General features: G+C 68.1%; 20 protein-coding genes. 10 read left to right on the top strand and 10 right to left on the bottom strand.

Annotation, left to right across the window (positions count from 1 at the left end; all coding sequences use genetic code 11):
• The first annotated feature begins 113 nt into the window (after nt 1-113).
• Nucleotides 114-611 carry an LppU/SCO3897 family protein gene (locus tag JEQ17_RS23400; RefSeq protein ID WP_200397050.1) on the top strand — a complete coding sequence of 166 codons (498 nt, stop codon included), beginning with the start codon at nt 114-116 and terminating at the stop codon, nt 609-611.
• Nucleotides 612-722: 111 nt separating this feature from the next.
• Here the strand turns inward: JEQ17_RS23400 and JEQ17_RS23405 are convergent, their stop codons facing one another.
• Nucleotides 723-2189, bottom strand: a complete 1467-nt coding sequence (locus JEQ17_RS23405) for a CCA tRNA nucleotidyltransferase (protein ID WP_200397051.1) — start codon at nt 2187-2189, stop codon at nt 723-725.
• Between the two features lie 234 nt (nt 2190-2423).
• Here JEQ17_RS23405 and JEQ17_RS23410 point away from each other — a divergent pair, with 234 nt between their 5' ends.
• The 7 genes from JEQ17_RS23410 (at nt 2424) to trxA (ending at nt 12130) form a co-directional block, all read left to right on the top strand.
• Nucleotides 2424-4787, top strand: coding sequence for a DUF6049 family protein (locus tag JEQ17_RS23410; RefSeq protein WP_200397052.1), 2364 nt, complete (start codon nt 2424-2426; stop codon nt 4785-4787).
• Nucleotides 4788-4833: 46 nt separating this feature from the next.
• On the top strand, nt 4834-7062 hold the full coding sequence (gene murJ / locus JEQ17_RS23415) for a murein biosynthesis integral membrane protein MurJ (protein ID WP_200397053.1): 2229 nt from the start codon (nt 4834-4836) through the stop codon (nt 7060-7062).
• Nucleotides 7063-7180: 118 nt separating this feature from the next.
• Nucleotides 7181-8908, top strand: coding sequence for a protein kinase family protein (locus JEQ17_RS23420; RefSeq protein ID WP_200397054.1), 1728 nt, complete (start codon nt 7181-7183; stop codon nt 8906-8908).
• Between the two features lie 27 nt (nt 8909-8935).
• A complete protein-coding gene (gene sigM / locus JEQ17_RS23425) occupies nt 8936-9649 on the top strand; it encodes an RNA polymerase sigma factor SigM (protein ID WP_200397055.1) in 714 nt (237 codons plus the stop codon).
• On the top strand, nt 9646-10587 hold the full coding sequence (locus JEQ17_RS23430; protein WP_200397056.1) for an anti-sigma factor family protein: 942 nt from the start codon (nt 9646-9648) through the stop codon (nt 10585-10587). Before sigM ends, JEQ17_RS23430 begins: the two co-directional genes overlap by 4 nt.
• A 195-nt stretch (nt 10588-10782) precedes the next feature.
• Entirely contained in the window at nt 10783-11754 is a 972-nt protein-coding gene (gene trxB / locus JEQ17_RS23435; protein WP_200397057.1) for a thioredoxin-disulfide reductase, read from the top strand.
• A 43-nt stretch (nt 11755-11797) separates the two neighbouring features.
• Nucleotides 11798-12130: a thioredoxin gene (trxA, locus tag JEQ17_RS23440; protein WP_143641354.1), complete on the top strand. Its 333-nt coding sequence runs from the start codon at nt 11798-11800 to the stop codon at nt 12128-12130.
• A gap of 128 nt (nt 12131-12258) precedes the next feature.
• On the opposite strand, the gene JEQ17_RS23445 is transcribed toward trxA, so the two are convergent.
• The 9 genes from JEQ17_RS23445 to rpmH all read right to left on the bottom strand — a co-directional run bounded on the left by JEQ17_RS23445 (nt 12259) and on the right by rpmH (nt 19320).
• Nucleotides 12259-12876 carry a GNAT family N-acetyltransferase gene (locus tag JEQ17_RS23445; protein WP_189841525.1) on the bottom strand — a complete coding sequence of 206 codons (618 nt, stop codon included), beginning with the start codon at nt 12874-12876 and terminating at the stop codon, nt 12259-12261.
• A gap of 326 nt (nt 12877-13202) precedes the next feature.
• Complete coding sequence (locus JEQ17_RS23450; RefSeq protein ID WP_200397058.1) at nt 13203-14309, bottom strand: ParB/RepB/Spo0J family partition protein; 1107 nt, start codon at nt 14307-14309, stop codon at nt 13203-13205.
• On the bottom strand, nt 14306-15379 hold the full coding sequence (locus tag JEQ17_RS23455) for a ParA family protein (RefSeq protein WP_079052842.1): 1074 nt from the start codon (nt 15377-15379) through the stop codon (nt 14306-14308). Before JEQ17_RS23455 ends, JEQ17_RS23450 begins: the two co-directional genes overlap by 4 nt.
• Before the next feature lie 376 nt (nt 15380-15755).
• Nucleotides 15756-16472, bottom strand: a complete 717-nt coding sequence (gene rsmG, locus JEQ17_RS23460; protein WP_200397059.1) for a 16S rRNA (guanine(527)-N(7))-methyltransferase RsmG — start codon at nt 16470-16472, stop codon at nt 15756-15758.
• Between the two features lie 137 nt (nt 16473-16609).
• Complete coding sequence (locus JEQ17_RS23465; protein WP_055611477.1) at nt 16610-17122, bottom strand: Jag family protein; 513 nt, start codon at nt 17120-17122, stop codon at nt 16610-16612.
• Nucleotides 17123-17137: 15 nt separating this feature from the next.
• Nucleotides 17138-18427, bottom strand: coding sequence for a membrane protein insertase YidC (gene yidC / locus JEQ17_RS23470; RefSeq protein WP_200397060.1), 1290 nt, complete (start codon nt 18425-18427; stop codon nt 17138-17140).
• A gap of 3 nt (nt 18428-18430) precedes the next feature.
• Entirely contained in the window at nt 18431-18796 is a 366-nt protein-coding gene (yidD, locus tag JEQ17_RS23475; RefSeq protein WP_200397061.1) for a membrane protein insertion efficiency factor YidD, read from the bottom strand.
• Entirely contained in the window at nt 18793-19164 is a 372-nt protein-coding gene (gene rnpA / locus JEQ17_RS23480; protein WP_079052841.1) for a ribonuclease P protein component, read from the bottom strand. Before rnpA ends, yidD begins: the two co-directional genes overlap by 4 nt.
• Before the next feature lie 18 nt (nt 19165-19182).
• Nucleotides 19183-19320 (bottom strand): 50S ribosomal protein L34, encoded by a 138-nt coding sequence (gene rpmH, locus JEQ17_RS23485; protein ID WP_006381191.1) that lies wholly within the window; start codon nt 19318-19320, stop codon nt 19183-19185.
• A 397-nt stretch (nt 19321-19717) separates the two neighbouring features.
• On the opposite strand from rpmH, the gene dnaA reads away from it, so the two are divergent.
• Both dnaA and dnaN read left to right on the top strand, forming a co-directional pair.
• Nucleotides 19718-21610, top strand: coding sequence for a chromosomal replication initiator protein DnaA (dnaA, locus tag JEQ17_RS23490; RefSeq protein WP_200397062.1), 1893 nt, complete (start codon nt 19718-19720; stop codon nt 21608-21610).
• 1053 nt (nt 21611-22663) lie between these two features.
• Nucleotides 22664-23794 carry a DNA polymerase III subunit beta gene (dnaN, locus tag JEQ17_RS23495; protein WP_055611472.1) on the top strand — a complete coding sequence of 377 codons (1131 nt, stop codon included), beginning with the start codon at nt 22664-22666 and terminating at the stop codon, nt 23792-23794.
• Nucleotides 23795-23817: the final 23 nt, after the last annotated feature.

A 23817-nucleotide genomic window follows, 5' to 3' on the forward strand; every position in this document is an offset into this window, starting at 1 on the left:
TCACATCAATGACACAGAGCCACTGTGGGCTACAGAGTTGTCAGTGGCGGCCGGTAGCTTACGTGCGTCTTATTTCGCGCCACGCGCTCCTACGTCCGAGGGGGACCCTCAAAGTGACCACTCCGCCGCCCCAAGGCCAGAACCCGTTCGCACAGGGGCAGCCGCCCCAGGGCCAGAACCCCTACGGGCAGCCCCCGAGTGGGAACCCGTACGGCCAGACGCAGCCCGGAGACCCCCAGCAGTCCCCGTACTTCAACCAGGGTGCGCCGGTTCCGCCGCCGGCTCCGGCGCGTAGCGGCTTCAAGAAGTACCTGCGGTTCATCATTCCCGTGGCCGTGCTGTCCATAGCCGCCGGCACCTACTTCTTCGGTGGCGACGACGCCACGAAGCTCAAGGCCGGCGACTGCCTGCGCAACACGGGCTCCGACTCCAACGCCACGGTCGAGAAGCTCGACTGCGGCGACTCGAAGGCCACCCACAAGGTTCTGGCCAAGAAGGACGGCTCCAGCCTGGCGCAGCTCGCCTGCCAGTCCGTCCAGGGCACCACTGCTGCTCTCTCCTGGAAGGAAGGGTCCGACTCCTTCGTTCTCTGCCTGGCAGACAACAAGTAGGAGCGGTGCGGACACGAGGGGCGTTGTTTCACGTGAAACAACGCCCCTCGGCAGGTCCGGCTCCAGGAGCGTGAGTCATGTTTCACGTGAAACATGACTCGCCGCGCCTCCTCAGTTCTGTTCGGCCCACCACTCCTTGAGCGCCGACACCGCTGCGTCGTACTCCATCGGTCCGTTCTCCAGACGCAGTTCCAGCAGGTACTTGTAGGCCTGCCCGATGGCCGGACCGGGCGCGATACCCAGGATCTCCATGATCTGGTTCCCGTCGAGGTCGGGCCGGATCGCGTCCAGCTCCTCCTGCTCCTGAAGCTGGGCGATGCGCTCCTCCAGGCCGTCGTACGCGCGTGAGAGGGCGGCGGCCTTGCGCTTGTTACGCGTCGTGCAGTCCGAGCGGGTCAGCTTGTGGAGACGGCCGAGGAGCGGGCCCGCGTCACGCACGTACCGGCGGACCGCGGAGTCCGTCCACTCCCCGGTGCCGTAGCCGTGGAAACGCAGGTGCAGCTCGACCAGACGCGAGACGTCCTTCACGAGCTCGTTGGAGTACTTGAGCTCGGTCATCCGCTTCTTGGTCATCTTGGCGCCCACCACCTCGTGATGGTGGAAGGAGACCCGCCCGTCCGTCTCGAAGCGACGCGTCCGCGGCTTGCCGATGTCATGCAGCAGTGCGGCCAGGCGCAGCGTGAGGTCGGGACCGTTCTCCTCCAGCGCCATCGCCTGCTCCAGGACGATCAGCGTGTGGTCGTAGACATCCTTGTGCCGATGGTGCTCATCCCGCTCCAGGCGCAGGGCGGGCAGCTCGGGCAGCACCCGGTCGGCGAGCCCGGTGTCGACGAGCAGTGTCAGTCCCTTCCGCGGGTGAGCGGACAGGACCAGCTTGTTCAGCTCGTCACGCACGCGCTCGGAGGAGACGATCTCGATGCGCTCGGCCATGGCCTTCATCGCCGCGACGACGTCCGGCGCCACCTCGAAGTCGAGCTGCGCGGCGAACCGAGCGGCCCGCATCATCCGCAGCGGGTCATCGGAGAAGGAGGCCTCGGGTGTGCTCGGAGTCCGCAGAACGCGCGCGGCAAGATCGTCGAGCCCACCGTGCGGATCGATGAACTCCTTCTCGGGGAGCGCCACGGCCATCGCGTTCACCGTGAAGTCACGGCGCACCAGATCTTCCTCAATAGAGTCGCCGTACGAGACCTCGGGCTTGCGCGAGGTCCGGTCGTACGCCTCCGAGCGGTACGTCGTCACCTCGATCTGGAAGCTCTGGTCGACGTCTCCGACGCGGGCGTCCTTCTGACCACCGACCGTGCCGAAGGCGATCCCGACCTCCCATACGGCGTCCGCCCAGGGCCGCATGATCTTCAGTACGTCCTCGGGCCGGGCGTCGGTCGTGAAGTCCAGGTCGTTGCCGAGCCGGCCGAGGAGGGCATCCCGGACCGAGCCGCCGACCAGGGCGAGGGAGAACCCGGCCTCCTGGAAACGGCGGGCGAGCTCATCGGCGACGGGGGACACCCGCAGCAGTTCGCTCACCGCGCGGCTCTGCACCTGATTCAGGGCACTGGGATTGTCTTCGTTGGCGTTCGGCACAACAGAAAAGGGTACGTGGCCCGGACCCCCGCGGGCGCCTCCATTAAACGTGCACTGGAACCTTCCCACGTCCCTGCGGGATCCTCGTCACTGATAGGCGGACATAGTGGGACAGTGCGGCCTCGTCTCCGATCTTGTGGACCGGACCGCGGCACTTACCCTCAGCGCGCATCGTTACCATGCGTGGACGCACATTCCGACGACCACTGACGACGACGAGGGACGGGCGAGCGCGTGGCCGAGGCGGCAGACTTCCAGGGGATGACTCCCTCACCTGCCCGCCGCTGGCTGCGGCGCACCGGGGCGCTGCTGGCCGCGGCTCCCCTGCTGGCCGGCCTCTGCCAGCTGCCTGTGGCGCCGTCCGCGTACGCTGCCGAGCGCAGCGCCGCAGCGGAGGTCTCCGGCTCCCGTACGGTCGATGTCTCCCTGGACACGCTGAGTCCTCGCGTGCCCTCCGACGGTGACACGCTCACCGTCTCCGGCAGGATCGTCAACAAGGGCAAGCAGACGATCACTGACGCGCACGTCGGTCTGCGGGTGGGCCCGACGATGAACGGCCGCTCGGCGATCGACACCGCCGCACAGAGCAACCCGTACGCGGGTACGGACGTCGGCGGCAAGTACGTCGCGAAGTTCTCCAAGCTGGCGCCGGGCGTCCCGCAGACCTTCAGCATCTCCGTTCCCGTCGACAAGCTGCCCCTCAGCTCCGACGGCGTCTACCAGCTCGGTGTCACGCTGACCGGCAGGACCGCCGCCGCGGCGTACGACCAGATCCTCGGGATCGAGCGGACGTTCCTGCCGTGGCAGCCCGACGCGGCGGACACGAAGACCCGGACCACGTACCTCTGGCCGCTCATCTCCACCTCCCACATGACGGCCGAGACGGGTTCGAACGAGCAGCAGACCCCCGTCTTCAAGGACGACGACCTGGCCGCGGAGCTCGCCCCCGGCGGACGCCTGCAGCAGCTCCTCGCGCTCGGCAAGAACCTCGACGTCACGTGGGTCGTCGACCCGGATCTGCTGGCGTCCGTCGACGCGATGACCCGCAGCTACCGCGTCCAGGTGAACGGCTCCAGCACGACGACCACGGCGGGCACGCACCAGGCGGTGGCCAAGCAGTGGCTCTCCGAGCTGGAGAAGACGGTCGAGAACGAGGAAGTCGTCGCTCTTCCCTTCGCCGACCCGGATCTGGCGTCGCTGGCCCACAACGGAAAGACCGCCACCGGGTCGCTCAGCCGTCTCAAGGACGCCACCACGGTGGCAGCGACGACGGTGGAGTCGATCCTCCATGTGACGCCCAGCACGGACTACGCCTGGCCCGCGAACGGCGCGATCGACCCCTCGATCGTGAAGGTCGCCACCTCGGCCGGGGCCGACACGGTGATCTCCCGCAGCGACAGCCTGAAGGAGGCCGGAAGCCTGCCGTACACGCCGTCCGCGGCGCGTCCGATCGGCGGCGGCACCACCGCGGTGGTCGCTGACGCCCGTCTGTCGACGGCGTTCCAGGGCGACATGACGGTCGCGGGCAACGCCACGCTCGCCGTGCAGAAGTTCCTCGCCCAGAGCCTGATGTTCTCGCTCCAGGTCCCGGACAAGCAGCGCAGCGTCGTGGTCGCCCCGCAGCGCATGCCGACCTCCAGCCAGGCCCAGGCGATGGCACAGGCACTGACGGCGCTCCAGGACGGAACCTGGTCGCAGTCGGCGGACCTGTCCGCGGCCACCAAGGCCAAGCCTGACTCGGGCGCCACCACGCGCGTCCCGTCGGTGGGGTCGTACCCGAAGTCGCTGCGCAACCAGGAACTGCCGCAGGACGCCTTCGTGCAGATCGAGCGCACGCAGGACAACCTCGACAGCTTCCAGGTGATCCTCGCTGACAAGTCCCGCGTGGCCACCCCCTTCGGGCGGGCCATGGACCGGTCGGTGTCCACGTCCTGGCGCGGCCGCAGCACCGATGCGACGCTCTACCGCGACGGTGTGGAGGCGTATCTCACCCGGCTCACCGAGAGTGTCGGACTGATCGAGAAGTCCGAGGCGAAGCTGTCAGGCCGCAGCGCCACGATCCCCGTGACGGTGCAGAACAATCTCGTCCAGGGTGTCGATCACCTGACTCTGCGCCTGACCTCGACCCAGCCGAGCCGCCTCAGCATCGGTGACGGCGCCTACGACGAACAGCCGGTCTCGGTCTCGGGCGGACACAGCCAGTCGGTGAAGTTCACCACCAACGCCCACGCCAACGGCCGGGCGGGAGTCGTCGCCCAGCTGTTCACGGAGGACGGCCGGCCGTACGGTCCCGAGGTCGCCTTCGATGTGAAGGTCACCGAGATCACCGCCACGGTGATGCTGGTCATCGCCGGTGGTGTCCTGCTGCTCGTGCTCGCCGGGTTCCGGATGTACACCCAGCGCAAGCGCGCGGCCGCCCGCCAGGCCACGCAGGAGGAATCCGAGAACGCCCCAGCGGACGGCGAGGACCAGGCCGCTCCCGAAGCATCCGAGGCCGAGTCGAGGGCACACGAGCCGGAGCACCCGAGTGACCCTTCACCGGACACCGCAGCGGAAATCACTGACCCGTCCGGCACTGGTGAGAGAGTGGACCGTTGAGCGATGTCGCGGCCGGTGGGCCCGGGGACGATGAGGTGGGGTAACCATGAACGCGCCGTACGACGGTGACCGCGGTCAGGGCGCGGGCGGCTCCGGCTACCCCGACGACCCGCCGCAGGGCCCGCCGGAGCCCGGCGAGGTGCCTCAGCAACCCGCACCCGACGTGTACCTCCAGGATGCCTACGCCCAGGATCCCTACCGGGCGCAGGATCTCGCCGCCCAGGACCCTGTCACCGAGGCCCTCTACGACCGCGCCGCGCATCCCCCGCCGCCGCCCGGCACCTACCAGCCGCAGCCCCCGCTCTACGCTCAGCCGCCCCAGTCCCCGTACGCCCCGGACCCGCGCGTGTGGGCCCAGACTCCGGCCCCGGAGCCGGAGGGCCCCACCCAGTACCTGCCGTACGGCGACGACCCCCGTACGACCCAGTTCGTGGGCGTCGACGACCTGGTGACCCAGGCCGGCGAGCAGCGCCATGAGCCGGACGCCTTCGCTCATCTCTTCCGGGACCAGCAGCAGGGCGGCGCGTACCCGCCCGCGGGGGGTCCGCCCAGCGTGCCCTCTCCGACGCCGGAACCCGCTCCGGCTGCCGAGCAGCCTTCGACGCCCCCGCCCGCACCTGCGCCGGCGGCCGCGAAGAAGTCCGGTGGCCGTGCGTCCGGCCTGCTGAAGTCCAGTGCGGTCATGGCGGCGGGCACCATGGTGTCCCGCCTCACCGGCTTCATCCGCTCCGCGCTGATCGTCGCGGCGCTGGGCGTCGGCCTCCTAGGCGACACCTTCCAGGTCGCCTACCAGCTGCCGACGATGATCTACATCCTGACCGTCGGCGGCGGCCTCAACTCCGTCTTCGTACCGCAGCTGGTGCGCGCCATGAAGGACGACGAGGACGGTGGTGAGGCATTCGCCAACCGGCTGCTGACCCTCGTCGTGGTGGTTCTCGGCGCGCTCACCGCGCTCGCGGTCCTCGCCGCTCCGCTTCTGGTCCGCGTGCTGTCGACGCCGGTCGCCAGGGACGCGGCTGCCAACGACGTCGCTGTCACCTTCGCCCGCTACTTCCTGCCCACGATCTTCTTCATGGGCATCCACGTGGTGATGGGCCAGATCCTCAACGCGCGCGGCAGGTTCGGCGCGATGATGTGGACCCCGGTCCTCAACAACGTCGTCATCATCGTGACGCTCGGACTGTTCATCTGGGTGTACGGCACCGCCGAGAACTCCGGCATGAAGGCCACGACGATTCCGCCGGAGGGCGAGCGGCTGCTCGGCATCGGCGTCCTGCTCGGCCTCGTAGTCCAGGCCCTGGCGATGATCCCGTACCTCCGGGAGACCGGATTCCGGCTGCGGCTGCGCTTCGACTGGAAGGGCCACGGGCTCGGCAAGGCGGCGATGCTCGCCAAGTGGACCGTGCTCTTCGTCCTCGCCAACCAGGCCGGCGCGATCGTTGTGACCCAGCTGTCCACCGCGGCAGGCAAGGACTCCCCGGTCGACGGCACCGGCTTCGCGGCCTACGCCAACGCCCAGCTCATCTGGGGCCTCCCGCAGGCCATCATCACGGTCTCCCTGATGGCCGCCCTGCTGCCTCGCCTCTCGCGTTCGGCCCATGAGGGCGACAGCGGCGCGGTCCGCGACGACATCTCGCAGGGGCTGCGTACGACCGCCGTGGCGATCGTGCCGATCTCCTTCGGCTTCGTCGCGCTCGGCATCCCGATGTGCACGCTGATGTTCGGCTCCTCCGGGACCAGCGAAGCGACGAACATGGGCTACATGCTGATGGCCTTCGGCCTGGGCCTGATCCCGTACTCCGTGCAGTACGTCGTGCTGCGCGCCTTCTACGCGTACGAGGACACCCGGACCCCCTTCTACAACACGGTCATCGTGGCCGCCGTCAACGCCGGGGCGTCGGCGCTCTGTTTCTTCCTGCTTCCCCCGCGCTGGGCGGTGGCGGGCATGGCCGCGTCGTACGGTCTTGCCTACGCGATCGGCGTCGGGGTCGCGTGGAGCCGGCTGCGCAAGCGGCTGGGCGGCGACCTGGACGGTGGCCGGGTCCTGCGCACATACGCACGGCTCGGTATCGCATCGGTACCGGCCGCACTGCTCAGTGGTGCGGCCTGCTACGGAATCGGCCACACACTGGGACAGGGCGTCGGCGGCTCGTTCGCCTCCCTGCTCGGCGGTGGTGTCGTACTGCTCGGTGTCTTCTACGTCGCGGCGCGGCGGATGCGCATCGAGGAGCTGAACGGAATGGTCGGCATGGTCCGCGGGCGCCTTGGGCGCTGAGACGGGGGTAGGCGCACAACCATCGTGCGCGACCGCGTGTCGTGCATAGGGGCGGACTGTGGGCACAATTGGCTTTGGCGTCGGACAGCGCGCAATGGATGGGGAGGCAGGAACGACGGTGGCGGAACGGAGCACGGCTGCCGTCGACGTGGCAGACAACAGCGGCAACGAGCCGCTGACCGCGAAGGCGGACCAGTCCACGGCCGACGGGGTGGCCCAGAACCGGGAGCGGGACACGGACAGCTCGGAGAGCGAAGAGGAACAGGGGAGCGGGGGGAACGAGAGCCCTGGCAGGACCTCGCCGCCCGAGCTGCACAGCGGTCACAAACTCGCCAGACGCTACCGCCTGGAAGAGTGCGTCACCCGTCTGGACGGTTTCAGCAGTTGGCGTGCGGTGGACGAAAAACTCCGCCGCGCAGTCGGTGTGCACTTGCTGCCCGCCGACCATCCACGAGCGCGTTCCGTCCTTGCGGCGGCCCGTTCCTCAGCCCTGTTGGGCGATCCTCGGTTCGTCCAGGTCCTGGACGCGGTCGAGGAGAACGACCTCGTCTATGTGGTGCACGAGTGGCTGCCGGATGCCACGGAGCTGACGGCGCTCCTGGCCGCCGGCCCCCTGGAGGTCCACGAGGCGTACCAGATGGTCAGCCAGGTCTCCCAGGCGATGGCCGCCGCACACCGTGAGGGGCTGGCGCATCTGAAGCTGACCCCTGGCGCCGTGCTGCGCACCTCGTCCGGGCAGTGGCGCATCCGCGGCCTCGCCGTGAACGCGGCGCTGCGCGGGATCAGCTCGGACACCCCGCAGCGCACCGACACTGAGGCGATCGGCGCGCTGCTGTACGCCACGCTCACCCAGCGCTGGCCGTACGAGGACGACGCCTACGGCCTCTCCGGACTGCCCAAGGGCGTGGGCCTCATCGCCCCCGACCAGGTACGCGCAGGTGTACACCGGGGTCTTTCGGAGCTGGCGATGCGCGCGCTCGTCAACGACGGCGCGACCGCTTCCCGCCAGGAGCCTCCGTGCACCACGCCGGAGGAGCTGGTGAAGGCGGTCGGCGAGATGCCTCGCATCCGGCCGCCGGAGCCCGCGTTCACAGCGCCGCCGGACTACCAGCGCACGACGTACCAGCAGGGCAACTACGGCCGCCCCTCGTCCCACCCGGGGGCCACCCAGCCGGTACCGACTCCCCTGCCTCCGCTGCAGACCCGTACCGGCAAGGCCCTCAAGTGGGCGGTGTCCGCCCTTCTGATCGCCGCGCTCGGTCTCGGCAGCTGGCAGCTCGCGGACGCGCTCATGGACCGCGGGAAGTCCGACGACACCGGCAACACCCGGACGACGGACGAGAACGACAAGAGCGGCGAGAACGCGAAGCCGGTCAAGCCGATCACCATCCAGGGCGCAGAGGAGTACGTCGCGAAGGGGTCTGCCCAGGCGGCGGGCGACGTGGCCAAGACCTACGACGGCGACAGCTCGACGTACTGGCGGAGCAAGAGCTTCCTGGACGGTCCGGAGATGAACCCGGCCTTCAAGCCCGGCGTCGGCATCGTCTACGACCTCGGCTCGAAGCAGGAGATCTCAGCCGCTTCGATAGGTCTGAGGTTCGGCGGCAACCACACGACGGTCTCGCTGTACGCGACGGATTCCATGAGCTCCTCGACGTCGCTGAGCTCCATGCAGAAGATCGGGACCCTGACCACGAGCGGGACCACCGCGAAGGTGAAGGCCGACAAGAAAGTGAAGACCCAGTACGTGCTGGTGTGGTTCACTGCGCTGCCGTACGCACCTGGTGACCAGTTCAGCGACGCCGGGTACAAACAGGCCGTCACCGATGTGAAGTTCACCGGCTGAGCATCCACCGGAGGGGGAGGGGGTTCGATGGCGGACGGCGCCGGATTCAGCGAAGTGAGCGATCAGGACCTCCTCGCCCGTCATGTGGAGGGCGATCCCGACGCTTTCGGCGAGATCGTGCGGCGTCACCGTGATCGGCTCTGGGCGGTGGCGCTGCGGACGCTGGGCGACCGCGAGGAGGCCGCTGACGCCGTCCAGGACGCCCTCGTCTCCGCCTACCGGGCCGCCCACACCTTCCGTGGCCAGTCGGCCGTCACAACGTGGCTGCACCGGATCACGGTGAACGCCTGCCTGGACCGCGCGCGCAAGGCGGCTTCCAGGAAGACATCTCCCGTGGACGACACGGAACGGCTCGAACAGCTCCTGGAGCCGCACGAGTCTGCCTCCGCTCCGGCCGAGCGCAACGATCTGCACCGTGAACTGCTGGAGGCGCTGGGCACCCTGCCGCCCGACCAGCGGGCAGCCCTCGTCCTGGTGGACATGCAGGGCTACCCCGTGGCAGAGGCGGCCAGCCTGCTCGATGTGCCGACCGGCACGGTCAAGAGCCGCTGCGCACGTGGCAGAGCCAGACTTCTCCCACTGCTCAAACACCTGCGTACGGACAGCGGGAGCGACAGAGCGAGCAAGAAGTCGGGTGAGGGACGGAACCGCACGCCGGGGGCATCCGTCCCACCCGCAGCGGGAGAACACGATGGACCAAGCGATTCAGCTGCTGTGAAGGGCGGAGGTGGGCGAGCGTGACATCCACGACCGACACGGCCGGGCACCCGGACGTCGAGGAGATCTCCGACCTCACCGAAGGTCTGCTCCCTCCCACCCGTACGGCGGACGTGCGACGGCATCTGGACGTCTGCACGCTCTGCGCCGACGTGTACGACTCGCTGGAGGAGATCCGCAGCCTGCTCGGCACTCTGCCGGGTCCGCCCCGCATGCCGGACGATGTCGTGGGACGCATCGACGCCGCTCTCGCCGCCGAGGCCCTGCTGAATGCCACGGTTCCTGAAGACGACGCCGCAGGCGCCTTCTCGTCCGTCGGCGCTTCGCGCCCCCTGCTCGATGAGGGCGACGACGACGGCAGGCATGTTTCACGTGAAACATCGACTGCGGCAGACCGTCCCGAGGGACGCCCCCGCGCCGCCACCGGCCCGGGCCGCGGGAACCGACCGCGTCGTACACGCCGTAGGACCGCCGTCCTGAGCGCCATGTTCACGGCCGCCGCGCTGGGACTCGGCGGTCTGCTGTTCCAGTCGCTGGGCAACAACGCTTCGGACAATGACTCCCCCTCGGCGTCTCCCCAGCAGAGCGACGCCGCGAATACCTTCGCCGAGGGCGAGCTCAAGGGCCAGGTAGCGGATCTTCTGAACAAGACCGAAAAGAAGAAGGACGGCGGCCCTCGCACCTCCAACCCGAACGGCACCCAGTCCACTGAAGGGCCGCACATCTTCAACACGCCCTCGGTCTCGGTTCCCGGGTGCATCACACAGGGAATCGGTCGGGACGCAGAACCGCTCGCCTTCAAGGAAGGCTCCTACGAGGGCAAGGAGGCGTATCTCGTGGTTTTGCCCGACGCCTCCGACACCACACGCGTCACGGCCTACATCGTGGACTCCGCCTGCGTGGACAAGCCGTCGATCTCCGCCGGCAAGGTTCTGCTGGAGCACTCCTACGCGCGGAGCTGAGCGAGCCCGGCTCCGCCGCGGACCGTCCTGAGCACCTCTGCGCCATCCTTGACGTCCCCCCGCGGTGACGTCGTCTTCGTGTGCCCGGACACAGTGGGAATGCGCGCCCCTTAGGATCCGTTGGGTGGGGTGAGAGTTCTGAGAGAGGCTCCCACCAGTCGTACGAAGCAGTCTCCAGAGACGAGGAATCAAGCCGTGAGCGACGTCCGAAACGTGATCATCATCGGCTCCGGGCCCGCCGGCTACACGGCGGCGCTCTACACTGCGCGCGCGTCGCTTAAGCCGCTGGTGTTCGAGGGCGCCGTCACCGCAGGCGGTGCGCTGATGAACACCACTGAGGTGGAGAACTTCCCCGGCTTCCAGGACGGCATCATGGGCCCCGAGCTCATGGACAACATGCGTGCGCAGTCCGAGCGCTTCGGTGCCGAGCTGGTGCCGGACGACATCGTCGCGGCCGACCTCAGCGGTGAGATCAAGACCGTCACGGACACGGCGGGCACCGTGCACCGGGCGAAGGCGATCATCGTCGCCACGGGCTCTCAGCACCGCAAGCTGGGTCTGCCGAAGGAGGATGCCCTCTCCGGACGCGGCGTCTCCTGGTGCGCGACCTGTGATGGCTTCTTCTTCAAGGACCAGGACATCGCCGTGATCGGCGGCGGCGACACCGCCATGGAGGAAGCGACCTTCCTCTCCCGGTTCGCCAAGTCCGTGACGATCGTCCACCGCCGTGACACCCTGCGCGCCTCCAAGGCGATGCAGGAGCGTGCCTTCGCCGACCCGAAGATCAAGTTCGTCTGGGACAGCGAGGTCGCCGAGATCCAGGGCGACCAGAAGCTCTCCGGTCTGAAGCTGCGGAACCTCAAGACCGGCGAGACGTCCGAGCTGCCCGTCACCGGCCTGTTCATCGCGATCGGCCACGACCCGCGCACCGAGCTCTTCAAGGGCCAGCTCGACCTGGACGGCGAGGGCTACCTCAAGGTCGAGGCACCCTCGACCCGGACCAACCTGACGGGTGTCTTCGGCGCCGGCGACGTCGTCGACCACACCTACCGCCAGGCGATCACCGCGGCCGGCACCGGCTGCGCCGCCGCCCTCGACGCCGAGCGCTTCCTCTCGGCCCTCGCGGACGGCGAGGCCGCCGCGGAGCCCGAGAAGACCGCTGTCTGACCCCCATCCCGCCCCACCGCACCAACCAGTTAAGGAGCCCGCCGTGGCCGGCACTCTCAAGCACGTGACCGACGATTCCTTCGAGCAGGACGTTCTCAAGAGCGACAAGCCCGTCCTGGTGGACTTCTGGGCCGCCTGGTGCGGTCCGTGCCGCCAGATCGCTCCGTCCCTCGAGGCGATCGCCGCCGAGTACGGCGACAAGATCGAGGTCGTCAAGCTCAACATCGACGAGAACCCGGGTACGGCCGCCAAGTACGGCGTCATGTCCATCCCGACCCTGAACGTCTACCAGGGTGGCGAGGTCGCCAAGACCATCGTCGGTGCCAAGCCGAAGGCCGCGATCGTGCGGGACCTCGAGGACTTCATCGCCGAGTAGTTCGGCAAGCTGCCCGCTGCAGGCGGCGATGTTTCACGTGAAACACGGATGGGCCAACCCGGACGGGTTGGCCCATCCGCATGTGTGGCGGATGGCGCAGACGCCTCACCGACGGACACGAGAGCGTCCTACAGCGGACGCAGCACTGGCTCCTTCTGTACCGCCCCCAGCAACCGGTCGAGCGCCAACTCCACGTCTTCCTTCCAGGAGAGCGTCGTACGCAGCTCCAGGCGCAGTCGTGGGTACGTCGGGTGCGGCCGGACCGTCTTGAATCCCACGGCCAGGAGATGATCGGCGGGCAGGACGCAGGCCGGCTCCTTCCAGCGGGCGTCCCCGAAGGCCTCGATCGCCTTGAAGCCCCGCCGGAGCAGATCCTTGGCGACCGTCTGCACCATCACGCGTCCAAGTCCCTGCCCCTGAAAGCCCGGCGTGATGAAGGCCGTCATCAGCTGGACCGCGTCAGGGGAGACCGGACTCGTGGGGAAGGCCGTCGCCCGCGGCACATAGGCGGGCGGCGCGTAGAGCACGAAGCCCGCCGGTACGTCATCCACGTACACGACCCGGCCGCAGGATCCCCATTCGAGCAGAACGGCGGAGATCCACGCCTCTTTCTCCAGCTCGGGTGTTCCTGCCTTTACCGCGGCCTGACCGCTGACTGGGTCCAATTCCCAGAAGACACACGCGCGACAGCGCTTGGGAAGGTCCTGAAGGTTGTCCAGCGTGAGCGGTGCGAGCCGGCGCCCCATGAAGGCAGTTCCTCACTTTCCTCGCCCGCAGCATCGCGAGCGGCTGTCAGAGCGCTCCGTTCCCTGAGCAGGCTGCCGACGAACCCGCCGACCGCTCCGAGCCCCAGGCCCGCGCTCACCAGTCCGGTCCGGCTCACCGTTCGCATGGCCCCTCGCCTCCCCACAAAAGGTGCTGCCAGGTGAATGCGCCATACCCGAACGCATCGTATCCACGATGCGATTCCATCGATACCGCCTGAAAGCAAAGAGCGGGCCGTGTCCGGTGTATACCGGACACGGCCCGCTCTCCTGGTCGGCCGGTCGAAATCGACCAACCGACCGGGGCCTCAGGCTTCCGTCTCCTCGGAGTCGTCGTCCAGGAGGCTCTTCTGCAGAACCGGTCCCTCACCTGGGGCGAGCGAGCCGAGGATGCGCTCAAGGTCGTCCATCGAGGCGAACTCGACGGTGATCTTGCCCTTCTTCTGGCCGAGGTCGACCTTCACCCGAGTCTCGAAGCGGTCCGAGAGACGGGTCGCAAGGTCGCTCAGCGCCGGGGAGAGCCGTGTGCCGGCCCGCGGCCCCTTGGAGCGTGCGGCCGACTGCGGCCGCGAGCCCATGAGCGTGACGATCTCCTCGACCGCTCGCACCGAGAGCCCCTCGGCCACGATCCGGTGAGCCAGGCGGTCCTGCTCCTCCGAGTCATCCACGGAGAGCAGGGCGCGCGCGTGTCCGGCGGAGAGCACCCCGGCGGCCACGCGGCGCTGAACCGACGGCGACAGCTTCAGCAGACGCAGGGTGTTGGAGACCTGAGGGCGCGAACGGCCGATCCGGTCAGCCAGCTGGTCGTGCGTGCAGTTGAAGTCCTTGAGCAGCTGGTCGTAGGCGGCAGCCTCTTCCAGCGGGTTCAGCTGAGCACGGTGCAGGTTCTCCAGGAGCGCGTCCAGGAGAAGCTTCTCGTCATCCGTGGCCCGCACGATCGCCGGGATCGCGTCGAGCCCCGCCTCGCGGCAAGCCCGCCAGCGCCGCTCGCCCATGATGAGCTCGTAGCGCGCCGGACCCATCTGCCGTACGACGACCGGCTGGAGAAGGCCGACCTCCTTGATGGAGGTGACGAGTTCAGCCAGAGCGTCCTCGTCGAAGACCTCACGGGGCTGGCGCGGGTTCGCGGTGATGGAGTCGAGAGGCAGCTCGGCGAAGTACGCGCCGACGGGTGCCGACGGAGGAGCCTCGCCGAAGACACTCGTCGACGGCTCCTCTGTTTCATGTGAAACATGAGCCGATGGCAGTGCGGCCACCTTGGCCGCCGCAACCCCGCGCTCTGCGGTGAGCACGGGCACAGATCCCGGCGATGTGGACCCGCCGCCCACCGCGGGTGGTGCCGCCTTCTCTCCTGTCGGTGCAGCCGGGATCAGTGCGCCGAGACCACGGCCCAACCCCCTCCGTCGCTCGCTCACTGGATCCCCTCCACCATGCTCTGTTCGTTGTGTGCGCCCATGTGGGCATGCTGCGCGTCGTACGCCACTCCGACTCCGCGCAGCGCGATCTCTCGTGCCGCCTCAAGGTAGGAGAGGGCACCGCTCGACCCCGGGTCGTAGGTCAGCACCGTCTGACCGTAACTGGGGGCCTCGGAGATACGGACCGAGCGCGGAATGCTCGTCCGCAGCACCTCGTCGCCGAAGTGGCTGCGCACCTCGTCGGCGACCTGGGACGCGAGGCGGGTCCGGCCGTCGTACATGGTGAGCAGGATCGTCGATACATGCAGGTTGGGGTTGAGGTGCCCCCGCACCAGATCGACGTTGCGCAGCAACTGGCCCAAGCCCTCCAGCGCGTAGTACTCGCACTGAATCGGGATGAGAACCTCGGCACCGGCTACGAGAGCGTTGACCGTCAGGAGGCCCAGCGAGGGCGGGCAGTCGATGAGGATGTAGTCCAGCGGCTGCTCGTACGCCTGGATCGCCCGCTCAAGCCGGCTCTCTCGTGCCACCAGGGACACCAGCTCGATCTCCGCACCGGCGAGATCGATCGTGGCAGGTGCGCAGAAGAGACCCTCGACATCAGGTACTGGCTGAACAACCTCGGAGAGTGGCTTGCTGTCGATCAGCACGTCGTAGATCGAAGGAACTTCGGCGTGATGGTCAATGCCCAGCGCGGTGGAGGCATTGCCCTGAGGATCGAGGTCGACCACCAGGACACGCCCACCATGCAGAGCAAGCGAAGCGGCAAGGTTGACCGTGGTCGTGGTCTTGCCCACCCCGCCCTTCTGGTTGGCGACCACCATCACGCGGGTTTGGTCAGGCCGTGGAAGGCCCTCGCCGGCGCGGCCAAGAGCCTCCACCGCCAGTTGGGCAGCACGACCGATGGGAGTGTCGTCCATCGGGGGCGGTGTTTCACGTGAAACATCCTCCCCCATCGACTCGGTACGGGGACCGGGGACCGGATCGGTCATCGGTCCCGCGATGTTGGCGTCGGACCGCAAGGATTCACTCTCCTCGACTTCAGGCTCGCAATGAACAGAGCCTCCCATGTCTTCGGGGTCGTGAACCAGCGAGGCCCGTGGTTCTGTGGAGAAATCCACCTCTGTGGACAACTCCGTGCCCTCTCCGGGGGACTCGTGGCCGCCGGGAGAGGGTCTTTTTCTGAAGGATCCCAGGGATCCAAGGGGGTTTCGGTCGCGGGGTTCGGCCGCGGCGCGGCCGCGACTGATGATGCCGTGCAGCAGTGAGCGACGTTTCACGTGAAACACGATGCACAGCGCGCGCGACCGCGACCGCGCGACACTCCGGCATGCGTAGGTTTGGCAGCTTGTGTGGAGTACGTCTCGTCGTCAGGACGGATCAGTCAACGAGCCTCCGACCCGACAACACGCATCCCGAATGAGTCGCGCTCTCCTCAGGAATCGGTCAGCGACGCCTTCGGGTCCGCCCCGTCCGTGCCGCCTTCGCCCGCTTGGCCGCGAAGCGCACGCCGCCGGGGCTCTCCCCGACCTCGACTCGTACCACCGTGGCGAGAGGATCCACCACACCTTCACCGACGTGAAGCACGGAGATGTCCACCGCGCCCAGCTTGCTCAGGGCGGCCCCGGCGTTCTTGACCTCTTCCTCCGCGGTGTCGCCCTTGAGGAGGAGCATCTCGCCGTACGGGCGCAGCAGCGGCACTCCCCAGGCCGCGAGACGGTCCAGGGGCGCCACGGCCCGCGCCGTCACCACGTGGACCGGAGGCAGCTTGCCAAGGACCTCCTCGGCGCGCCCACGGACGACGGTGACGTGGTCGAGGCCCAACAGCTCGACGACCTCGGTGAGGAAGTTCGTCCGGCGCAGCAAGGGCTCAAGGAGCGTGATCTTCAGGTCCGGGCGGACGAGGGCGAGCGGGATACCGGGCAGCCCGGCACCGGACCCGACATCGCACACCGTCACGCTCTCGGGAACGACCTCCGAGAGGACCGCACAGTTCAACAGGTGCCGTTCCCAGAGTCGAGGCACTTCACGGGGGCCGATCAGCCCCCGCTGCACTCCAGCGTCCGCCAGCAGCTCCGCGTAACGAACCGCGTCTGCGAAGCGATCGCCGAATACCGCCCGGGCCTGCTCGGGCGCAGGGGGAAGCTCCACTGCCTCCGTCACGGGGAACCGTCCTTCCGTACCGCTTGAGCGCAGTGCGCGCTGACTACCAGGACTATCAGGGACCATCGGAGATTTCAGGCTGACAAAGTTCGGCCCCGCCTGCGAACACAGACGGGGCCGGAGAACGACGTGCTGGATCAGGCGGGGAGCACGACAACGAAGCGCTGCGGCTCCTCGCCCTCGGACTCACTGCGCAGGCCCGCGGCCTTGACCGCGTCGTGCACGACCTTGCGCTCGAAGGGGGTCATCGCCTTCATCTTCACGGGCTCACCGGAACTCCTGACCTCGGCCGCGGCCTTCGCGCCCAGCTCGGAGAGTTCCTCGCGCTTCTTGGCGCGGTAACCCGCGATGTCCAGCATCAGCCGGCTGCGGTCCCCGGTCTCCCGGTGCACGGCCAGCCGCGTGAGCTCCTGGAGGGCTTCCAGGACCTCGCCGTCGCGGCCGACCAGCTTCTGCAGGTCACGGCCGCTGGAGTCGCTGATGATCGAGACCGCCGCGCGATCGGCCTCGACATCCATGTCGATGTCGCCGTCGAGATCGGCGATGTCCAGCAGACCCTCGAGGTAGTCGGCCGCGATCTCGCCCTCCTGCTCCAGGCGGGTCAGGGTGTCGCCACCCTCAGGGGCAGCGGAGGTGGTGCCTTCCGTCACGGGATGGACTCCTTCTTACTTCTTGGACGGGGACTTGGGCCGCTGCGGGCCCTTGCGCTGTCCGGACTGGGCCTTGCTGCGGGTGCCGCCGGACGCGGACTTGCCGCCCGCCGGCTTGGGGCCGGGCTTGGCTTCCTCGGGTTCGTCGGACTTGCTGAGCGAGGTCTTCGGCGCGGAGTCGTCCGCCGCCTTGTGGCCGCCCTGGGCGGTGGACGACTGGCGCTGGGACTTGCTCTGCCGCTTGGGCTGCTGGCGCTTGGGAGCGGCGCCGCCCGTCGCCGGGGTGCCGTCCTCGGTCTCGACGACCGTCGAGGCCTCGCTCTTCACCACCGTGCCGTCGGCCTGGGCCGCCAGGCCCGCCTTGGTCAGGCCGTTGATGAACTTGCGCTCGACATCGTTGCGGTCGCGGCCCTTGGCCACGATGGCCTTGACGATGGCCTTCTCACCGCGGCCGCGCGTCTTGCCGTTGTGCGTGACGCGCTTGTGCAGCCGCTCCAGGTAGGAGGCTTGAGCCTTGGAACCCGGCGTCGGGTTGTTGTGGATGACGTACATCTGCTGGCCCATGGTCCACACGTTGGTGGTCAGCCAGTAGACGAGGACACCGACGGGGAAGTTGATACCGAAGACGGCGAACATGATCGGGAAGACGTACATCAGCATCTTCTGCTGCTGCATGAACGGCGTCTTCACCGTCGTGTCGACGTTCTTCGTCATCAGCTGGCGCTGCGTGTAGAACTGCGAGAACGACATCAGGACGATCATGATCGCCGTGACGACGCGCACGTCGGTGATCGAGGAGCCCAGTGCCTGGACCTTGGCATCGCTGTCCGTGAACTTCGCGGCCAGCGGGGCGCCGAAGATGTGCGCCTTCTGCGCGCTCTCCAGCAGCCGGTCGTTGATCACGCCGATGGTGTCGTTCGACGCGATGCTGTTGAGCACGTGGTACAGGGCGAAGAAGAACGGGGACTGCGCCAGGATGGGAAGGCACGAGGAGAGCGGGTTGGTGCCCGTCTCCTTGTACAGCTTCATCATCTCTTCGGACTGACGCTGCTTGTCGTTCTTGTAGCGCTCCTGGATCTTCTTCATCTCGGGCTGGAGCGTCTGCATCGCCCGAGTCGCCTTGATCTGCTTCACGAAGAGCGGGATCAGGCAGATTCGGATCAGGATCACCAGGGACACGATGGACAAGCCCCAGGCCCAGCCCGTGTCGGGGCCGAAGATGGCGCCGTACACCGAGTGGAACTGGACGATGACCCAGGAAACGGGTGTCGTGATGAAGCTGAAAATACTGGCAATCGTGTCCACTAATCAGGCTCCTTGAGCATGGGACGGGGTCTCGGCGGCCGGGCTCGGGGGACGGTCGGACATACCGTGCCCCTCGATGGCCGGTTCGGCGGCGGAGGTCCCGCCCTTGCGTGCACGCCAGGCGTTACGCAGCATTTCGTGCCACCGCGGACGCTTGCGCGGCGGGACATGGTCCACACCGCCCAGCGACCACGGATTGCACCGCAGGATGCGCCAGGCGGTGAGTGCCGTTCCCTTGATCGCACCGTGACGGTCGATGGCTTGGTACCCGTAGTGGGAACACGACGGGTAGTACTTGCACACCGGCCCGAGCAACGGGCTGATGGTCCACTGGTACAGCTTGATGAGAGCCAGCAGCGGGTACTTCATCGCGCGCCCCCTCCCAGTAGCCGCTCCAGGGCGGCGTCCAGGTCTCGGGCCAGCTGTGCATGGTCGGCGTCACCCGCACCGGGCAGCGCTCGTACGACTACCAGGCTACCGGGGGTCAGCAGAGCCACTCGGTCACGCATCAGATGGCGAAGCCGGCGCTTCACCTTGTTGCGTACGACAGCTCCGCCCACTGCTTTGCTGACAACGAAACCCGCACGCGTCGGGGGAGCGCTCTCCCCAGGCGCGTGCGGGTCGGTTGCACCGCTACGTAGATGAACGACGAGAAGCGGGCGTCCGGCCCGGCGTCCTCGGCGTACCGCGGTCGCGAAGTCCTCGCGCCGCCTCAGCCGATGCTCGGTAGGCAGCACGTCATGACCTGTTGGTGATCAGGCGGACAGGCTGGCGCGACCCTTGCCACGACGGTTCGCGAGAATCGCGCGGCCGGCGCGGGTGCGCATCCGCAGGCGGAAGCCGTGGGTCTTGGCGCGACGACGGTTGTTCGGCTGGAAGGTGCGCTTGCTCACTCGGGGGCTCCAGAAGAAATCGGTAGTTTCGGGGTGCCGTCTTGGCTGTCACCGTGCGCCCACGAGTAGCTCGCTTACGCCCGAGTGCACCGCTTCCCGATCACTCTTCGCGATCTGTGCCCATCGGAGGCAGGCGGCAGCAGCCATCGACAACTCGACCTGGTTACGGTACGCGCGGCTACGCCATCCGGTCAAACCAGCGCTGCCCGGGAGACACTATCCACAGCCTGGGGACAACAACTTGAACCGCATGGGTCGCCCTGACTACCGTGGCTGGACTCCGGTTCGTTCCCTTCTCCCTGCTCCATCTGATTCGTGCCGCCCGCCCCACCCGCAGTTCCAACCCAATCCGTCCCAGGAATCACACGTTCGTGGGACCCGTGAGAGAGCGTGCCCTGTGGCTGACGTACCTGCCGATCTTGCCGCAGTGTGGCCACGAGTATTGGAGCAACTTCTCGGTGAGGGGCGTGGGCAGGGTGTCGAGACGAAGGACGAGCACTGGATCAAGCGCTGCCAGCCGCTGGCGCTCGTAGCGGACACCGCGCTGCTCGCGGTGCCCAACGAGTTCGCGAAGGGTGTCCTGGAAGGGCGCCTCGCGCCGATCGTCAGCGAGACCCTGAGCCGCGAGTGCGGCCGCCCGATCCGTATCGCGATCACCGTCGACGACTCCGTCGGCGAGACCCCCGCCCCGCCGGCGCCGCCCGCCCAGTCGCAGCAGCGCTACGAGGAGCCCGAGCGGCCCCCCGCGCAGGACCGTGACGGATACCGGGGATACGGCCGCCATCGTGCGAACGACCACATGGACGACCACCCGCAGGGCCGCCCCGACCAGCAGTCGCCCCGCGGGGACCAGCTCCCGACCGCCCGTCCCGCGTACCCCGACTATCAGCGTCCCGATCCCGGCGCCTGGCCGCGGCCCTCGCAGGACGACTACGGCTGGCAGCAGCAGCGGCTCGGTTTCCCCGACCGGGATCCGTACGCGTCGCCCTCCCAGGACTACCGGCAGCAGCCTCCGGACCGCTCTCCCTACGAACAGCAGCGGTCCGACTACGAGCAGCAGCGGCCCGGGTACGACCAGCCTCGCTCCGACTACGACCAGCGCCCGGACCGCCGCGACCGCCGGCCGGAGCCGCCGTCGCAGTCCGGGACCGGGCATGTCCACCGCGGCGGCCCCGTCGGCTCCAATCTGCCCGCCTCCAGTGGCGCCCCGGGCCCACTGGCCGCGCAGCCGGCGCCCGCGGCCGGTCCCGGAGAGCCCACCGCGCGCCTCAACCCGAAGTACCTCTTCGACACGTTCGTCATCGGCGCCTCGAACCGTTTCGCGCACGCCGCCGCGGTCGCCGTCGCCGAGGCACCGGCGAAGGCGTACAACCCCCTCTTCATCTACGGGGAGTCGGGGCTCGGCAAGACGCACCTGCTGCACGCGATCGGGCACTACGCGCGCAGCCTCTATCCGGGCACGCGCGTGCGGTACGTGAGCTCCGAGGAGTTCACCAACGAGTTCATCAACTCGATCCGCGACGGCAAGGGCGACAGTTTCCGCAAGCGGTACCGCGAGATGGACATCCTGCTCGTCGACGACATCCAGTTCCTGGCGGACAAGGAGTCGACGCAGGAGGAGTTCTTCCACACCTTCAACACGCTCCACAACGCGAACAAGCAGATCGTGCTCTCCAGCGACCGGCCGCCCAAGCAGCTGGTAACCCTGGAGGACCGGCTGCGGAACCGTTTCGAGTGGGGCCTGATCACCGACGTCCAGCCGCCCGAGCTGGAGACGCGTATCGCGATCCTCCGTAAGAAGGCGGTGCAGGAGCAGCTCAACGCCCCGCCCGAGGTGCTGGAGTTCATCGCGTCCCGCATCTCGCGGAACATCCGTGAGCTGGAGGGCGCGCTGATCCGGGTGACGGCGTTCGCGTCGCTCAACCGTCAGCCCGTGGACCTCGGCCTGACGGAGATCGTCCTCAAGGACCTGATCCCGGGCGGCGAGGACTCGGCCCCGGAGATCACGGCGACGGCCATCATGGCGGCGACCGCCGACTACTTCGGTCTCACGGTGGACGACCTGTGCGGCTCCTCCCGCAGCCGTGTGCTGGTGACGGCACGCCAGATCGCCATGTATCTGTGCCGGGAGCTCACCGACCTCTCGCTGCCGAAGATCGGCGCGCAGTTCGGCGGCCGCGACCACACGACCGTCATGCACGCCGACCGGAAGATCCGCGCGCTGATGGCCGAGCGCCGCTCCATCTACAACCAGGTCACCGAGCTCACGAACCGCATCAAGAACGGCTGACGGCAGCGGCTGTACGTCGCTGAAGGCGCCCCGGGACACGCTCCCGAGGGCGCCTTTCGTCGTTCCGGCACCCGATCGACGGGTTGCCCGATACCCGCTCGATGGCGTTCCCGAGCGTGCCGGGCATCGTCCTGCACGCCTCCGAAGGCGTCTTCCGCCGCTCCCACACGCCTTCTGAGGACCCTCGCGCCGCCCTCTTTCCGCCCTCAACCGCCCTCGGACGCCCTTCCCGGCGGCGCCCGGAGTCGCTCCGCCGACACCCGAAGACCATCCGTTGTTCGAATACGTGCCCTGGTTACGGCCGCCCTCCACAGATTCGGGGACTTTCTCGCGTCCACATCCTGGGGACTGGGAAGTTGTCCAGATCGTGTCCACAGGGTGTGCTGCTGAAAGAGCATCAGACCAGGTCAGCCGGTTGTGGATTCGTGGACGAACGATCTCCACAGACTGTGGACGACGAGATGATCCACAGGGTGTGCAGAAAGTTGTCCACCGGCGGCCCACAGGCTGGGGGCGGTTGTCCCCAGCGATCCCGGGCTTCTCCACACCGCTGTCCACTGTTCGGCAACGCGACGCGCCTCCTCACCGTGTCGAGTGAAAGGCGTCACACGAAGGTGCCGGGTTGGGCTGTGGGGAACGTGGGTAAACCTGGGGACGGCGCTGGGGAGAAGTGGCCCCCGCCTGTGCATCGGGTGTGCAGAACTTTTCCCCGTCCACAGAAGACGCCTGTTTTCCACCGCCTCCACCCACAGGGCCAGTGGACAAAAAACCGCCTCTGAGCTGCGAATACGGGGTTATCCACGGTATCCACAGCCCCTACTACTACTCCCAACTAGAGAGAGTCTGGGAATCGATTCGAAGTGGGGGCTGTGCACAACTCTCGCTCGGAGCCTCGGCTGCCGCTCGGAACGACTTGACCCCGAGGGGCACCGACTGTCAGTGCGGTGCGTCAGACTGTTCCCCGGTGTCCTTCCCATGACCGGGCCGAGCGACACCGAGTCAGACGACGAGGCAGCAGGGCGAGAGCGCCGGCAACAGACGGAGGCGGCAACGGTGAAGATCCGGGTGGAACGCGACGTACTCGCGGAGGCAGTGGCCTGGGCGGCACGCAGCCTCCCGGCCCGTCCGCCGGCGCCTGTGCTCGCCGGCCTTCTGCTGAAGGCGGAGGAAGGCGCGCTGAGCCTCTCCAGCTTCGACTACGAGGTCTCGGCACGGGTCTCCGTGGACGCCGAGATCGACGAGGAAGGCACGGTGCTCGTCTCCGGCCGCCTGCTCGCCGACATCTGCCGCGCTCTCCCCAACCGGCCGGTGGAGATTTCCACAGACGGTGTACGGGCGACCGTGGTCTGCGGCTCCTCGCGCTTCACCCTGCACACACTGCCTGTGGAGGAGTACCCGGCCCTGCCGCAGATGCCGTCGGCGACCGGCACCGTCCCCGGTGAGGTCTTCGCCTCCGCCGCGGCCCAGGTGGCCATCGCCGCGGGTCGTGACGACACGCTGCCCGTCCTCACCGGTGTGCGCATCGAGATCGAGGGCGACACCGTCACGCTGGCGTCCACCGACCGCTACCGCTTCGCCGTCCGAGAGTTCCTGTGGAAGCCGGAGAACCCCGAGGCGTCCGCGGTGGCCCTGGTGCCCGCCAAGACGCTCCTGGACACCGCCAAGGCCCTCACAAGCGGCGACAGCGTCATCCTCGCGCTGTCCGGCTCCGGTGCCGGCGAGGGGCTGATCGGTTTCGAGGGCGCGGGACGGCGGACGACCACGCGTCTGCTGGAGGGCGACCTCCCGAAGTACCGCTCGCTGTTCCCGACGGAGTTCAACTCCATCGCCGTGATCGAGACCGCCCCCTTCGTGGAGGCCGTCAAGCGTGTGGCCCTGGTCGCCGAGCGGAACACCCCGGTGCGGCTCTCCTTCGAGCAGGGCGTGCTGATCCTGGAGGCAGGCTCCAGCGACGACGCACAGGCTGTGGAAAGGGTCGACGCCCAGCTGGAGGGCGACGACGTCTCGATCGCCTTCAACCCCACGTTCCTGCTCGACGGCCTGAGCGCCATCGACTCGCCGGTGGCGCAGCTCTCCTTCACGACGTCCACCAAGCCGGCGCTCCTGAGCGGCAAGCCCGCCTTGGACGCGGAGGCGGACGAGGCGTACAAGTACCTGATCATGCCGGTGCGGCTCAGCGGCTGACGAAGGCCGCAGGTGGGGGCGTT

Source organism: Streptomyces liliifuscus, assembly GCF_016598615.1.
Taxonomy (GTDB): Bacteria; Actinomycetota; Actinomycetes; order Streptomycetales; family Streptomycetaceae; genus Streptomyces; species Streptomyces liliifuscus.

Coding starts and splice junctions, on each gene's coding strand:
- murJ (WP_200397053.1), top strand. CDS start 4,834: ATGAACGCGCCGTACGACGGTGACCGCGGTCAGGGCGCGGGCGGCTCC.
- sigM (WP_200397055.1), top strand. CDS start 8,936: ATGGCGGACGGCGCCGGATTCAGCGAAGTGAGCGATCAGGACCTCCTC.
- JEQ17_RS23445 (WP_189841525.1), bottom strand. CDS start 12,876: ATGGGGCGCCGGCTCGCACCGCTCACGCTGGACAACCTTCAGGACCTT.
- JEQ17_RS23455 (WP_079052842.1), bottom strand. CDS start 15,379: ATGGGAGGCTCTGTTCATTGCGAGCCTGAAGTCGAGGAGAGTGAATCC.
- yidD (WP_200397061.1), bottom strand. CDS start 18,796: ATGAAGTACCCGCTGCTGGCTCTCATCAAGCTGTACCAGTGGACCATC.